The 14,326-nt window shown below is 74.0% G+C and carries 12 protein-coding genes; 1 reads left to right on the top strand and 11 read right to left on the bottom strand.

The window, feature by feature from the left end; translation table 11 throughout:
• Nucleotides 1–8 precede the first annotated feature (8 nt).
• From E4623_RS01565 to rplM, 7 genes are all read right to left on the bottom strand, one after another.
• The gene (locus E4623_RS01565) at nucleotides 9–812 is read right to left on the bottom strand and encodes an ABC transporter permease (RefSeq protein WP_134764763.1); all 804 of its coding nucleotides are present in this window, start codon (nucleotides 810–812) and stop codon (nucleotides 9–11) included.
• On the bottom strand, nucleotides 809–1,735 hold the full coding sequence (locus tag E4623_RS01570) for an ATP-binding cassette domain-containing protein (protein ID WP_209020442.1): 927 nt from the start codon (nucleotides 1,733–1,735) through the stop codon (nucleotides 809–811). The genes E4623_RS01565 and E4623_RS01570 overlap by 4 nt, the downstream gene beginning before the upstream one ends.
• 16 nt (nucleotides 1,736–1,751) lie before the next feature.
• Nucleotides 1,752–2,297 (bottom strand): FKBP-type peptidyl-prolyl cis-trans isomerase, encoded by a 546-nt coding sequence (locus tag E4623_RS01575; RefSeq protein WP_134764764.1) that lies wholly within the window; start codon nucleotides 2,295–2,297, stop codon nucleotides 1,752–1,754.
• A gap of 31 nt (nucleotides 2,298–2,328) precedes the next feature.
• Complete coding sequence (locus E4623_RS01580; RefSeq protein ID WP_134764765.1) at nucleotides 2,329–3,354, bottom strand: GNAT family N-acetyltransferase; 1,026 nt, start codon at nucleotides 3,352–3,354, stop codon at nucleotides 2,329–2,331.
• A 70-nt stretch (nucleotides 3,355–3,424) separates the two neighbouring features.
• Entirely contained in the window at nucleotides 3,425–4,774 is a 1,350-nt protein-coding gene (gene glmM / locus E4623_RS01585) for a phosphoglucosamine mutase (protein ID WP_134764766.1), read from the bottom strand.
• Between the two features lie 119 nt (nucleotides 4,775–4,893).
• Nucleotides 4,894–5,403, bottom strand: coding sequence for a 30S ribosomal protein S9 (rpsI, locus tag E4623_RS01590; protein ID WP_134764767.1), 510 nt, complete (start codon nucleotides 5,401–5,403; stop codon nucleotides 4,894–4,896).
• Nucleotides 5,404–5,441: 38 nt separating this feature from the next.
• Entirely contained in the window at nucleotides 5,442–5,885 is a 444-nt protein-coding gene (rplM, locus tag E4623_RS01595; RefSeq protein ID WP_134764768.1) for a 50S ribosomal protein L13, read from the bottom strand.
• 284 nt (nucleotides 5,886–6,169) lie between these two features.
• Between rplM and E4623_RS01600 the strand changes: the two genes are divergently transcribed.
• Nucleotides 6,170–7,459, top strand: a complete 1,290-nt coding sequence (locus E4623_RS01600) for a citrate synthase (protein ID WP_134764769.1) — start codon at nucleotides 6,170–6,172, stop codon at nucleotides 7,457–7,459.
• Nucleotides 7,460–7,650: 191 nt separating this feature from the next.
• Here the strand turns inward: E4623_RS01600 and E4623_RS01605 are convergent, their stop codons facing one another.
• The 4 genes from E4623_RS01605 to E4623_RS01620 form a co-directional block, all read right to left on the bottom strand.
• Nucleotides 7,651–8,952: a M1 family metallopeptidase gene (locus tag E4623_RS01605; protein WP_134764770.1), complete on the bottom strand. Its 1,302-nt coding sequence runs from the start codon at nucleotides 8,950–8,952 to the stop codon at nucleotides 7,651–7,653.
• Nucleotides 8,949–12,821, bottom strand: coding sequence for a Pls/PosA family non-ribosomal peptide synthetase (locus tag E4623_RS01610; protein ID WP_134764771.1), 3,873 nt, complete (start codon nucleotides 12,819–12,821; stop codon nucleotides 8,949–8,951). Before E4623_RS01610 ends, E4623_RS01605 begins: the two co-directional genes overlap by 4 nt.
• 132 nt (nucleotides 12,822–12,953) lie before the next feature.
• Nucleotides 12,954–13,862, bottom strand: coding sequence for an alpha/beta hydrolase (locus E4623_RS01615; protein ID WP_245154776.1), 909 nt, complete (start codon nucleotides 13,860–13,862; stop codon nucleotides 12,954–12,956).
• Nucleotides 13,859–14,326, bottom strand: coding sequence for an EVE domain-containing protein (locus tag E4623_RS01620; RefSeq protein WP_209020443.1), 468 nt, complete (start codon nucleotides 14,324–14,326; stop codon nucleotides 13,859–13,861). The genes E4623_RS01615 and E4623_RS01620 overlap by 4 nt, the downstream gene beginning before the upstream one ends.

The raw sequence follows: 14,326 nt of genomic DNA on the forward strand, positions 1-14,326 counted from the left end.
GCCGTCCCTCAGGCGACGTCGCGGCGCAACGTCGTCAGCCGGCCGACGGTGGCGAAGGTGCCGATGTAGGCCAGCAGGACCAGCGCCCCTGCCCAGCGAGGGAGCAGGTCGGCCGACCCCAGCTCGCCGAAGAAGCTGGCTCCGATCAGGGCGTCGGCGGCCGCGCCCGGCAGGAACGCCCCGACGCCGGCGAGCGCGTCCACCGCACCGAGCGCGAGCCGCGCGACCGGCTCGACGAACTGGGTGAACGCCAGGATGACCACGATCGCGGCCACCTGCTGGGTCACGAGCAGGCCGAACGCCGCGCCGAGCAGTGCCCAGAGGACGGTGACCAGGACGTCGAGGAGGAGGACCTGCACGACGTCGCCGTCCGTCAGGAACGCCCCGTCGCCCGCGATCGCGAGCGCCGGCGCGCCGCCGAGCACGATCGCGAGGGCCCCCACGACGCCGTACGCCAGGCCGACGGGCACGGTCGCCAGCAGCTTCGCCGCCAGGAGGACGCCGCGGCGCGGCTCGGCCAGCAGGGTCTGGGTGATCGTGTGGTGCCGGAACTCGGTGGTGACGGCGAGGCTGCCGACGACCAGCGGGAAGACGTACCCGATCGCGCTGACCAGGCTGTAGACGGTGGTGGCCGCGTCGACACCGCCGAGGACCGGCGCGCCGCCCGACTCCTCGACGTCGCCACCGAGGGCGAGCGCGAGCCCGAGGGTGGCGCCGATGAAGGCGAGGTAGCCGGCCATCGCCAGCAGCAGCACCCACCACAGCCGGGTGCTCAGGAGCTTGCGGACCTCCGACCGGAGCGCGGCCCTCACCGGGCTCCTCCCGGCGTCCCGGCGAGGTCGTGACCGGTCGCGGTCAGCCGGAGGAAGACGTCCTCGAGGTCGGTGCCGCGCGGCGTGAGCTCGTGCAGCTCGACCCCGTCGCGGTGCGCCGCCGTGCCGACCACGTCGGCGGTCACGCCGTCGACCACGAGCCCGCGCTCGTGCGCCCGGACCGGCCAGCCCTGGCGCCGGGCCAGGTCGGCGACGGCGCCGGCGGTCGGCGAGACGACGTACGCCCCGGGCTCGGCCAGCGCGGCCAGGTCGGCCAGCGACGAGGCGTGCACGAGTCGGCCGCGGACGATGACGACGACGTCGTCGACGGTGTTCTGGACCTCGCCGAGGAGGTGGCTGGAGACCAGCACGGTGCGGCCCTCGGCGGCGAAGCCGCGCAGCAGGGTCCGCAGCCACCGGATGCCCTCGGGGTCGAGCCCGTTGGTCGGCTCGTCCAGCACGAGGCACGGCGGGTCCCCGAGCAGCGCGGTCGCGAGCCCGAGGCGCTGCCGCATGCCCATCGAGTACTGGCCGACCCGGCGGCCGGCCGCCGCCGAGAGCCCCACGGTGTCGAGGAGCTCGTGGCACCGGTCGAGGTCCGCCCCGACCTGCGGCGCGTAGACCTGCAGGTGCCCGAGGCCGGTGCGACCGGGGTGGAACCCGGTGGCCTCGAGGGCGGCGCCGACGACCCGCGCCGGCTGCGGGTGCGCGGCGTACGGGCGGTCGCCGACCCGGGTGCTGCCGGACGTCGGTGTCGCCAGCCCCAGCAGCATCCGCAGCGTCGTGGTCTTGCCGGCACCGTTCGGGCCGAGAAACCCGGTCACCGCGCCTGGGCGCACCTCGAACGTCAGGTCGTCGACGGCTCGAAGGGGCCCGAAGGTCTTCGTGAGCCCGTCGACCCCGAGCGAGGGTGCGGCGATCACCGGGGCGGCCTCGCCGTCACGCGGCGCTGATGATGTCCAGCACGAAGTACAGCGTCGAGCCCCCGGGGATGCCCGGCTGGTCCTGGTCGCCGTAGCCGAGGTCCGGCGGGATGGAGAGCAGCACCCGGCTGCCCACCGGGACGCCCACCAGGGCCTGGTCCCAGCCCGGGATCAGCTGGCCGACGCCGATCTGCGCCGTGAACGGCTCCCCGCTGTAGCTCTCGTCGAAGGGCTCCTCGGTGCCGTAGCTCTGGCCCCAGTAGTCGGCCTGGATCGTCTGGCCGGCGGTGACCTCCGCGCCGTCGCCCTCCTCGACGATCCGCACCTCGAGCTCGTCGCCGGGCTCGGTGGTGTCGGCGAAGTCGAGACCGGTGACGTCACCCTCCTCGTTCGTCTCGATCGCGGGGGCCCAGTCGGTCGGGGTCTCGCCGGAGGTGTCGGACGCCGTCTCGTCGCCGTCGTCCCCGCCGCAGGCGGCGAGGGACAGGGCGAGGGTCAGCGCGAGGGCCGGAGCGGCGACGACTCGGAGGGCGCGGCGGGACCGGGCAGCGGTGTGGGACATGGCGCCGAGGGTATTCGCCGCCCCGCGCGGGTCAGCCGGACGGGGGTGGCGGAAGCACCTTCTGGAGCTGGTGCCCGTCCTCGACGGCGACGTACCCGAGACGGTCGTTGACGGCGTTCATGGCGGCGTTGCTGCCGGCGTTCCCGGTCAGCACCGTGGCGCAGTCGGGCCACTGCGCGCGGACGAGCCGGTGCAGGCGCACCTTGAGGGCCAGGCCGAGGGCGTGCCCCCGGTGCTCGGGCACGACCAGGGTGCCGGAGATGCCGCAGCGGTGCGGGACGGCGTTCGCGCGGACGGCCTCGCTGTAGCCGACCAGGCTCCCGTCGGGGGCGCGCGCGGCCACGAGCAGGCGGTGCCGACCGACGGCGGCCTGGTGGGCCTCGGTCTCGCGGAGCCGGTCGGCGTCCCAGGACTCCGGCCGGAGGTCGACCTCGCCGAGCGGGACCTCGCCGAGGAAGCGCGTGTAGAGGGCACAGACCCGGTCGACCTGGTCGTCGGGCGTGGTGTCGCCCCACCAGAGGACGTCGTAACCGGCCGAGCGCTCGGCGACCTCGGCGTCGACGTCGTCCCACCGGTGCTCGGTGGCGGCCAGGTCGACGCTCTTCCGCTCCTCCAGGCCGGCCCGCCGGTAGCCGTGCGCGGCGGCAAAGACCAGCCCCGGGCTCTCCTGTCCCGGCGGCGCGATCGTCTCGGCCAGGAGGGTGCGGCGTCCCAGACCGAGGGCCAGGTGCTCGGCCTCGCGCAGGAGGGCCGTGCCGACTCCCAGGCGACGGCTGCCGGGCAGGCAGTAGACCTCCACGAACGCCAGGTGCGGGTTGTCGCGCCCGACCGTGCGCACCACGGCGGCACCGACCGGGTCGCCGTCGCGCCGGGCGAGCAGGTGGTGCTGCTCGCGATCGGGGTGCGGCGTCGTCCAGTGCCGCTGCGCGTCCGGCCAGGCCGGGAACGTGTCGAGGAGGACGTGCTCGCGCGACCACAGCGCGACGTACCACCAGGCGTGCAGGAACGGGGTGCTGGTCACCGGGAAGCCGAGGACCTGGATCCCGTCGCCGCTCATGGGCGCCCACCCTACGACCGGACCGACGGCCGGACCGACGGCCGGACCCACGGCTGGGCCCGCGACCGGCCTAGGACAGGCTGAGCCGCTCCCGGACGACGTCGGCGAGGCGGTGCGCGACGCCGTCGGCGCGCTCCTGGGTGGCGGCCTCGACCATCACCCGCACCAGCGGCTCGGTGCCCGACGGGCGCAGCAGCACGCGACCCTCGTCGCCGAGCGCGGCCTCCTCGGCCGCCACCGCGGCGGCGAGGACCTCGTCGGTGCTGCACCGTGCCTTGTCGACGCCGGGCACGTTGACCAGCACCTGCGGGAACCGGGTGACGACGGCGGCGAGGTCGCGCAGCGAGCGGCCGGTGGTGACCATCCGCTGCAGCACGTGCAGGGCGGTCAGGACGCCGTCGCCGGTGGTGGCGTGGTCGCGCATGATGACGTGGCCGGACTGCTCGCCGCCGAGGTTGTAGCCGCCGGCGTTCATGTCCTCGAGCACGTAGCGGTCGCCGACCCCGGTCTGGCGCACGACGATCCCGGCGGCGGTCATCGCCCGGACGAAGCCGAGGTTGCTCATCACGGTCGCGACCACCGTGTCGTCGACCAGGCGGCCCCCGTCGCGCAGGGCCAGCGCCAGGATCGCGAGGATCTGGTCGCCGTCCACGACGGCGCCGGTGGCGTCGACGGCGAGGCACCGGTCGGCGTCCCCGTCGACGGCGAAGCCGGCGTGCGCGCCGTGGTCCACCACCGCACGCTGCAGCCGGTCGAGGTGGGTGGAGCCGTAGCCGTCGTTGATGTTGAGCCCGTCGGGCTCGGCGCCGATGGTGACGACGTCGATGCCGGCGTCGGCGAAGGCGCGCGGCCCGACCTCGCTGGCCGCCCCGTGGGCGCAGTCGAGGACGACGCGCAGCGGGCCGATGGTCCCGTCGAGGGTGCGGGCCAGGTGGGCGGCGTACTCCTCCACCGTGGGCGCGTAGGGCCGCACCCGGCCGACGTCGCCGCCGGTGGGGCGGTCCCACTCCTGGCCGAGGTGCGCCTCGATCTCGCGCTCGAGGGCGTCGTCGAGCTTGACGCCGCCGCGGGCGAGGAACTTGATGCCGTTGTCGGGCATCGCGTTGTGGGAGGCGCTGATGACGACGCCGACGTCGGCGCCGAGGGCGTCGGTGAAGTAGGCGACGCCGGGCGTCGGCAGCACCCGCAGGCGCAGGACGTCGACGCCGGCCGAGGCCAGCCCGGCCACGACGGCGTGCTCGAGGAACTGCCCGGAGATCCGGGTGTCACGACCGACGACCGCCAGGGGACGCTGCCCGGAGTAGCCGCCGCGGTCGACCAGGACGCGCGCGGCGGCGACACCGAGGTCGAGGGCGAGCTCGGCGGTCAGCAAGCCGTTGGCCAGGCCGCGGACGCCGTCGGTTCCGAAGATGCGGGGCATGAGGATCCTTCTCCCATCGCGGGCAACGGTCCAGAAGCACGCCGGTCGGCGGCCCGGGACGGGCCGCCGACCGATGTGGGTGCCGCCGCGGTGCTGGGGACAAGCACCGCGGCAGGCGATCAGCGCTTGCTGAACTGGGGCGCCTTGCGGGCCTTCTTGAGACCGGCCTTCTTGCGCTCGATGACGCGCGAGTCGCGGGTCAGCAGCCCGGCCTTCTTGAGCGTGGCGCGGTTGGTCTCGAGGTCGATCTCGTTGAGGCAGCGCGCGATGCCGAGGCGCAGCGCACCGGCCTGGCCGGTGATGCCGCCGCCGTGGATGCGGGCGATGACGTCGAAGCGACCCTCGAGCTGCAGGGCGGCGAACGGCTCGTTCACGACCTGCTGGTGCAGCTTGTTGGGGAAGTAGGAGTCCATCGTGCGGCCGTTGATGCGGAAGTTGCCGGTGCCGGGGACGATGCGCACGCGGGCGACGGCCTCCTTGCGGCGGCCGGTCGCGGCGGCGGGGGCGATCGTCGCCGGGCGGGCCGGGGTGTCGGCGCCGGCGGCGCTCTCGGACGTGTAGGCCACGCCGGACTCGTCGGTCTCGAAGGTCTCCTCGACCTCGGTGACCTCGGTGGTGTTCTCAGACATCTGTTCTCTACCTGCTCTGCTCGTCGTGGAAGGTCGTGTTACTGGGAGATCTGGACGATCTCGTGGGGCACGGCCTTCTGAGCGGCGTGCGGGTGGTCGGGGCCGGCGTACACCTTCAGCTTGGTGAGCTGCTGACGGCTGAGCTTGTTCTTGGGGAGCATGCCCCACACGGCCCGCTCGATGACCTTGCGGGCGTCCTTGGCGAGGACGTCGCCGATCGCGGTCTCGGTGAGGCCGCCCGGGAAGCCGGAGTGGCGGTAGACCTTCTTGGTGGTGGCCTTGTTGCCGGCCAGCGCGACCTTCTCGGCGTTCACGACGATGACGAAGTCGCCGCCGTCGACGTTCGGGGCGTAGGTCGGCTTGTGCTTGCCACGCAGCAGGGTGGCGCACACGACCGCGAGGCGGCCCAGGACGATGTCCTGGGCGTCGATGACGTGCCAGGTGCGCTCGATGTCACCGGGCTTGGGAGCGTACGTACGCATGTAGGTGCTCATTCTCGTTCGTGGGATCCGGCAGGGGGTGCCCTGGCGGGGGTGCGCCCGAGGATCCGGGTGCGTGGGTCTTCTGACGAACTCTGTCCGGCTCCTCTTCGTCCGGATCTGCATCTCGACCGTGGGTACGGCGGTCGGGACGCGGCAGGAGACTCGACCCACCAAGATACGGTCACCGCGCGGAGTACGGCAATTCGGGACGTCGGCCCCGCCTCCGGCGTCCGTCAGGTGATGCCGGGTTCGCGGGCCCTCGCCCCGCCGACTACGTTGGGAGGGTGACCGACTCTCTCACCGTCCGCGACAACCGCACCGGCTCGGAGTACGACGTCCCGATCACCGACGGCACCATCAAGGCCGCCGACCTCGGGAAGATCCGCACCGACGACGAGACCCCCGGCCTCGCGGTCTACGACCCGGGCTTCGTCAACACCGCCTCCTGCCGCTCCGCCGTCACCTACATCGACGGCGACAAGGGCATCCTCGAGTACCGCGGGTACCCCATCGAGCAGCTGGCCGAGGGGTCCAGCTTCCTCGAGGTGGCCTACCTCCTGGTGCACGGAGCGCTCCCCACCAAGGCCGAGTACGACGCCTGGGTGCACGAGATCACCTACCACACGTTCGTCCACGAGAACGTCAAGACGTTCATGGAGGGCTTCCGCTACGACGCGCACCCGATGGGGATGCTGATGGCGTCGGTCGGGGCCCTCTCGACGTTCTACCCCGAGGCCGCCGACATCAAGGACGCCGACAACCGGCACATGCAGATCGTCCGGATGATCGCGAAGATGCCGACCCTCGGCGCCTGGTCCTTCCGCAACGCCCAGGGCAAGCCGTTCGTCTACCCCGACAACGAGCTCAGCTACACCGCGAACTTCCTCTCGATGCTGTTCAAGATGAGCGAGCAGCGCTACGAGCCCGACGAGCGACTCGTCAAGGCCCTCGACGTGCTCTTCATCCTGCACGCCGACCACGAGCAGAACTGCTCGACGAACGCCGTCCGCTCGGTCGGCTCGTCGCAGGTCGACCCGTACTCCGCGGTCGCGGCCGGCGTCGGCGCCCTCTACGGCCCGCTCCACGGCGGCGCCAACGAGGCCGTGCTGCGCTCCCTCAAGCGGATCGGGTCGAAGGAGAACATCCCCGCCTTCATCCAGGGCGTCAAGGACGGCAACGAGCGGCTGATGGGCTTCGGCCACCGGGTCTACAAGAACTACGACCCGCGCGCGCGGATCATCAAGAAGGCCGCCGAGGACGTCTTCGACGTCACCGGCACCAACCCGCTCCTCGACATCGCCCTCGAGCTCGAGAAGATCGCGCTCGAGGACGAGTACTTCGTGAGCCGCAAGCTCTACCCGAACGTCGACTTCTACTCCGGCCTGATCTACGAGGCCTTCCAGTTCCCGCCCGAGATGTTCACGGTCCTCTTCGCCATCGGCCGCACCCCCGGCTGGCTGGCGCAGTGGCTCGAGCTCGTCCAGGACAAGGAGCAGAAGATCGCCCGGCCGAAGCAGATCTACACCGGCGACCGCCAGCTCACCTTCACCCCCGCCTCCGAGCGCTGGGCGTGACCTGACCGGGCCGACCCGCCTGAGCTCCACACCCCGCTGACCCGTCACCCATAGGTGACGGGTCAGTGCTGTCTCCGCCGACCCGTCACCCATAGGTGACGGGTCAGCGCTGTCTCCGCCGATCCGTCGCCGATAGGTAACGGGTCAGTGCTGTCTCCGCCGACCCGTCACCCATAGGTGACGGGTCAGCGTCACGGGAGGTCGGGCAGCTCGGTGCGGTGCAGCCAGCTCTCGAAGAGGGCGTCGAGGTCGTGGCCGGTGCGTTCGGCGGCCTCGCGCTCGAAGTCGGCGGTGGTGACGTTGCCGCCGGCGTGGTCGGCGACCCAGCCGCGCAGCAGGTCGAAGAACGCGTCGTCGCCGACGGTGCGGCGCAGGGCGTGCAGGGCGAGGGCGCCGCGCTTGTAGACGCGGTCGTCGAACATCAGCTCCGGGCCGGGGTCGGAGAGCAGCAGGTCCTCGTCGAGGCGCGAGAGCCGCTCGTGGTGGTGGGCGGCCCACTCGTCGGCGCTGTCGCCGCCGGAGGCCTCCGACCACAGCCACTCGCTGTAGCAGGCGAAACCCTCGTGCAGCCAGATGTCCTGCCAGCGGCGCAGCGTCACGGCGTTGCCGAACCACTGGTGCGCGAGCTCGTGGGCGACCAGCCGCACGGAGTCCCAGTCGCCGGTCATGAAGTTGCGGCCGAACGTCGACAGGCTCTGCGACTCCAGCGGGATCTCCAGGTCGTCGTCGGTGACGACGACGGCGTACGCCGGGAACGGGTAGGGCCCGAACAGCTCGGCGAAGGTGGCCAGCATCTCGGCGTTGCGGCCGAAGGCGGCCTCGAACCCCTCCCCCGCGTCCGCGGGCACCGCGGCCCTCAGCGGCGGGTCGGTGCCGAGCTCGCGGACGTCGTACCGGCCGATCTGCACGGTCGCGAGGTACGTCGACATCGGCTCGACCTGCTCGTGGACCCACGTCGTGGTGCTCGCGCCACGCTGGCGCCCGGTCTGCGTGCCGTTGGAGACGACGGTGTAGCCGTGCGGTGCGGCGACGGCGATCCGGTAGGAGGCCTTGTCGTCGGGCCGGTCGTTGCAGGGGTACCAGGTCGGCGCGCCGTGCGGCTGGGCGGCGACGATGACGCCGTCGGTGAGCTCCTCCCACCCGGCTTCGCCGAGGTGCTTGGCGACCAGGGGCTGGGGGTTGCCGGCGTAGGCGATGCGGAGCGTGAAGGTCGTCCCGGCGGCGAGCGGCGTCCGCGGGGTGACGACGAGGCGGTGGCCGCGCTGGGTGAAGCGCGGCGCCGCGCCGTCGAGGGTGACCTTGGTGGCGGTGAGGTGGGCCAGGTCGAGCACGACCCGGTCCGCGTCGGCGCTCGCGCGCGCCCGGATCTCGGCCTGGCCGCGCAGGTGGTTGCGCACCAGGTCGTAGGAGAGGTCGAGGTCGTAGTGCTCGGCGCTCCAGCTCGGGTCGCCGTGGTCGGGGAGGTACGGGTCGGCGGTGGGCAGGTTCCTCATCGCGGCTGGTGCCCGCCGTCCCACGGTCCGATCGGGTTCCCGATCCACGTGGTCCGGTCCGGCACCGACTCGCCCCTCATCACCAACGACACGGGGCCGACCGTAGCGTGCCGCCCGAGGGTCGCCGCGGGCAGGATGACGCTGTTGGGACCAAGGGTCGCACCGCGCTCCAGGGTGACCACGTCGGTGGAGAAGCGCCGGTCGTGGAACAGGTGGGTCTGCACCACGCTGCCCTGGTTGACCGTCGCGCCGTCACCGAGCTCGACCAGGTCGGTCTCGGGCATCCAGTAGGTCTCGCACCAGACGCCGCGGCCGATCTTCGCGCCGAGCAGGCGGAACCACGCGTTGAGGATCGGGGTGCCGCTCACCGCGCGGGCGAACCACGGCGCGGCGACCACCTCGACGAAGGTGTCGGAGAGCTCGTTGCGCCACACGAAGCCGCTCCAGAGCGGGTGGCTGCCGGGCCGGAGGCGCCCGATCAGCACCCACTTCGCGGCGACCGCGACGAGCGCGGCGGCGAGCCCCGCCGCCACCAGGAGCGGGCCGGTGAGCAGCACGGCGGCGACGACGCCGGGACCGTCGAGCAGCGCGACGACGCCGGTCGTGACCAGGCCCGCGAGCCCGAACCCGACCATCGCCGGCACCAGTCGGCACACCTCGACGAGCGCACGGTAGACCCGCAGCCGCGTCGGAGGGTCGAACGTGCGGTCGTCGGCGGTCGCGGGCGCCGTACGACGCAGCGGGGCCGGCGGGCTGCCGAGCCAGGACTCGCCCTTGGACGCCGTGCGGCGCTGCGGCGCTGCCGACAGCACCGCGACGAGGGACGCCTTCGGCACCCGACGCCCCGGCGCGGCCATGCCGGAGTTGCCGACGAAGGCGCGCTTGCCGATCTTGACCCGCTCGGCGCGCAGCCAGCCGCCGCCGAGCTCGTAGCCGCCGATCAGCGTGTCGTCGGCGAGGAACGACTCGTCGTTGACCTGGGTGAGCGAGGGGATCATCAGCACCGTGGACGCCTCGACGTCCTTGCCGATCCGGGCGCCGAGGGCGCGCAGCCAGTACGGCGTCAGCGTCGAGGAGTAGAGCGGGAAGAGCCAGGTGCGGGCCTCGTCGAGCACCCGCATCGTCGTCCAGACGGCCAGGGCCGGTCGGCTCCGCACCGGGTGGACGCCGGTCACGACGGCCTTCCCCGCCACACGGACGACGGCCAGCACGAGGAGCGCGAGCGCGACCAGGCCGACGACGGTCGAGAGCGGCAGCCAGGCCGCCAGGGCGAGCAGCCCGGCGGCGTCGTCGGGCCGGTCGGCGAGGAACAGCGGTGGCAGCGCCCCCACCAGCACGGCCACGACCGGGAGGGCGGCGAGGAGCAGCGCGACCGTGCCGTAGGCGGCCACCCACCACCGGCTGTTGCTGGGCCGCTCGGACCACGGACCGCGGGCGTCGTCGGAGATCCGCTCGGCGGGCGAGCCCGACCAGAACCCGCCGTCGGGCACGTGCCCGAAGACCGACGAGCCCGGCCCGACCTCGGCGTCCGCGCCGACGTGGGCGCCGGGGCAGAGCATCGAGCGTGCACCGACGCGCGCGCGGGCGCCCACCCGCACCGCGCCGAGGTGCAGGACGTCGCCGTCGACCCAGTAGCCGGAGAGGTCGACCTCGGGCTCGATCGAGCACCCCCGGCCGAGGGTGAGCAGGCCGGTGATCGGCGGCACCGAGTGCAGGTCGACGTCGCGTCCGACCTGGGCGCCGAGCAGCCGGGCGTACCAGGTCATGAACGGCGCCGCGGCCAGGCCGACCGCGCCGAGCTCGTCGGCGACGTGCCCGGCGAGCCAGAGCCGCAGGTGCGCCTTGCCGCCGCGGGGGTGGTCGCCCGGCTCGACCGGGCGCAGCAGGATCCGCGCGGCGCCGGCGGCGAGCAGCATCCGGCCCGGCGGGGCGACGAAGGCCGCGCCGAGCACGACGAGCAGCCAGGCCGGGACGTCGGGCAGCCAGCCCAGCCCGTCGAGGGTGCCGAGCAGCAGGCAGGCGAGACCGACCCAGAACAGCCAGCGCGGAACGGCCAGGCAGCGGACCAGCGCGGTCGCCACGACCTGGCCGGCCTGCGTCTTGAGCGGCGTCGGACGCACGCTGCGGTCGGAGGCGGGCCCCGCGGCGGCCATCCCCTCGAGGTGGGCGCCGAGGTCGCCGAGGGTGGGGTGCTCGTAGAGGTCGCCCACCACGACCTCGGGGAAGCGCGCCCGGAGCCGCGAGACGAGCTGGGCGGCGGACAGGCTACCGCCGCCGAGGTCGAAGAAGTCGGCCGTGCGCGTCTCGGCGCCGGAGCCGAGGATGTCGAGCCAGAGGTCCGCGACCCAGGCCTCGGTGGCGCTGAACCCGGACGCCGTCGGGTCGGTGGAGCGGGGCAGCGGCCACGGGAGGGCGTCGCGGTCGACCTTGCCCGACGTCCGGGTGGGCAGGGTGTCGACGACGGCGAGACGCGGCACGAGGGCGGCCGGCATGTCGCGGCGCAGGAGCGCGAGGGCCGCGGTCTGGTCGAAGTCGTCGTCGACCGACACGTAGCCGACGAGCAGGCTGTTGCCGGCCGCCGACCTCCGCACGGCCGCGGCGGCGCCGTGGACGCCGGGCAGCGCGAGCAGCGCGCTGTCGATCTCGCCGAGCTCGATCCGGCGGCCGCCGAGCTTGACCTGGTCGTCGGCGCGGCCGCCGAACAGCAGTCCGGCGGGGTCGTGGACCACGAGGTCGCCGCTGCGGTAGGCACGGTCCCAGCCGAGTGTCGGCATCGCGGCGTACTTCTCGGCGTCCTTGGCGGGGTCGAGGTAGCGGGCCAGCCCGACGCCGCCGATGATCAGCTCGCCGGTCGCGCCCTCCGGCACGCGGTGGCCCTCCGCGTCGACGACGGCGAGGTCCCAGCCGTCGAGCGGCAGGCCGATCCGCACGGGCCCCTCCCCCGTCAGCTCGGTGCCGCAGGCGACCACCGTCGCCTCGGTGGGTCCGTAGGTGTTCCAGACCTCGCGGCCGGGGGCGACCAGGCGTGCAGCGAGCTCGGGCGGGCAGGCCTCCCCGCCCATGATCAGGAGCCGGACGTCGGTGAGCGCGGCGGCCGGCCAGAGGGCGACCAGGGTGGGCACGGTCGAGACGACGGTGACCCGGTTGGCGACGAGCCACGGCCCGACGTCGATGCCGCTGCGTACGAGGGCGCGCGGGGCCGGGACCAGGCACCCGCCGTAGCGCCACGCGAGCCACATCTCCTCGCAGCTGGCGTCGAAGGCGACCGAGAGGCCGGCCATCACCCGGTCCCCGACGCCGAGGGGGCGGTCCTGGCAGAACATCCGCGACTCGGCGTCCACGAACGCCGCTGCCGAGCGGTGGGTGACCGCGACCCCCTTGGGCCGCCCCGTCGAGCCGGAGGTGAAGATCACCCAGGCGTCGTCGTCGAGACCGGGGTCGCTCGGCCGGCGCTGGTCGGGGGCCGCGGCCGGGCGACGCGGGACGACGACCAGGTCGTTGCCGACCACCGCGGCGACGTCCGCCTCGCCGAAGACGAGCCGGGCGCGCTCCTCGGGGTCGTCGGCGTCGACGGGCACGTAGGCGGCGCCGGCGAGCAGGATGCCGATGATGGCGACGTACAGGTCGGTGGTGCCCGAGGAGACCCGGACGCCGACCTTGTCGCCGGGGCCGACGCCGAGAGCGGCGAGCTCGGCGGCCAGCTCGTCGGCCGACTCCTCGAGCTCGGCGTAGGTGAGGACGCCGGTGCCGGCGTCGACCGCCGGCTCGTCGGCGGCCTGCGCGACGGTCTCCCGGAAGATCTCGACGAGGGTGCGCGGGGGCGGTGCGTGCGCGCCTCGGAGCAGCGGGTCGCCGGGGTGGTCGTTCACTGGACACACCCTCCCTCATGAGGGTGAACGGGAGGTGACGGCGTCCAGGCCGCGGCCGCGGCCGCGGTTGCCGGGCGCGCGGCTCCGGAGGCTCCTCGCCGTTCCGCCTGGTGCGGGTGCGCAGCCGGCGTGCTACCGACCGGGTCGGGCGGGGCCCGCGGTGTGGGCGTGGATCGCGGGGACCACGTCGCTCCACGTGGACCGGGGCGGCACCTGGTGGCCCATGCCCTCGACGACGAGCAGCCGCGCACCGGGGACGGCGACCGCCAGCGCCTCGCCGTGGGCGAGCGGGAAGAGCGGGTCCTGGCTGCCGTGGACGACGAGGGTCGGGACGGCGAGGTGGTGGACGTCGGGCGGCGGGCGGTCGTCCTCACCGTCCTCACCGCCGTCCTCACCGCCGTCCTCGCCGCCGACGACGAGCCAGTGGTTGCCGGCGGCCGCGACGTCGTGGCTGCGGTCGAACGTCGCCCCGGCGGCCGCCCGGGCGTCGTCGACGTCGACGCCCAGGGCTCCCGAGAAGGCGCGCTCGCCGGCCAGGGACCACGCGACCACCGCGTCGCGGTCGCTCCAGTCGGGATCGGGCGGCGGGTCCTCGAACCAGGCCGCGGCCGCCGGGGCCGGACCGGGCAGCGGCGCGTCGATCCCGCCGATCGCGCTGGTGGCGACGAGGGTCAGCGACGCGACCAGGTCGGGTCGGCGCAGGGCGACCGACTGCGCGATGCCGCCGCCCATCGAGACCCCGACGAGGTGGGCCGGGCCCAGGTCGAGCGCCTCCAGGAGACCCTCGGCGTCGCGGTCGAGCGCGTCGCCGTCGTACGCCGGGGCGCCGGGCGGGCCCGTGGTCGAGCGGCCGGTGTCGCGGTGGTCGTAGCGGACGACGTGGCGGCCGCCGGCGGCGAGCGCTGCGCACCAGTCGGGCGACCACCCGTCCATGGAGGCGGCCGCTCCGGACAGCAGGACGACGAGCGGGTCGCCCGGGTCGCCGAAGGCCTCGACGCACAGCTCGACGTCGCCGACCGGGACCTGCGTGCTGGTGCTCACGGCGGTGGTGACCCGATCACCCGAGCGGACTCATCGCCCGCCCACGCGGCGTCGCGCATCGCGCCCGCCACGGCGGCGAAGTCCCCGGCCGGCACCTCGAACAGCCCGCGCCGGAACGGCAGCCCCCAGTGCTCCTCGTCGTCGACGAAGCCGAGCACCGGCAGCAGCGGCCGGACCGGGACCGCCACGACCCGCTCGAACTCGACGCGGCGCCGCCACGGGCGGAGGCCGGGACCCACCTCGACGCGGTAGGGCTCGTCGTCGGCGACCACACCGAGCGCGGTGAACCGCTGCAGCGGCCTGCCGGCCCCGATGGTCTCCCGCGGCGAGTAGAAGGCGATCCCGTCGCCGCGTGCCAGCCGCTTCAACCGGGTGTCGGTGCCGTGGCCGGCCTGGGTGAACCCGCCCTCCACCCCGAGCAAGACGTGGTCGTGGCTGATCGTGTTGATCCAGTGGCGCGGCAC

The sequence above is a fragment of the Nocardioides sp. 1609 genome (assembly GCF_004522105.1).
GTDB lineage: Bacteria > Actinomycetota > Actinomycetes > Propionibacteriales > Nocardioidaceae > Nocardioides.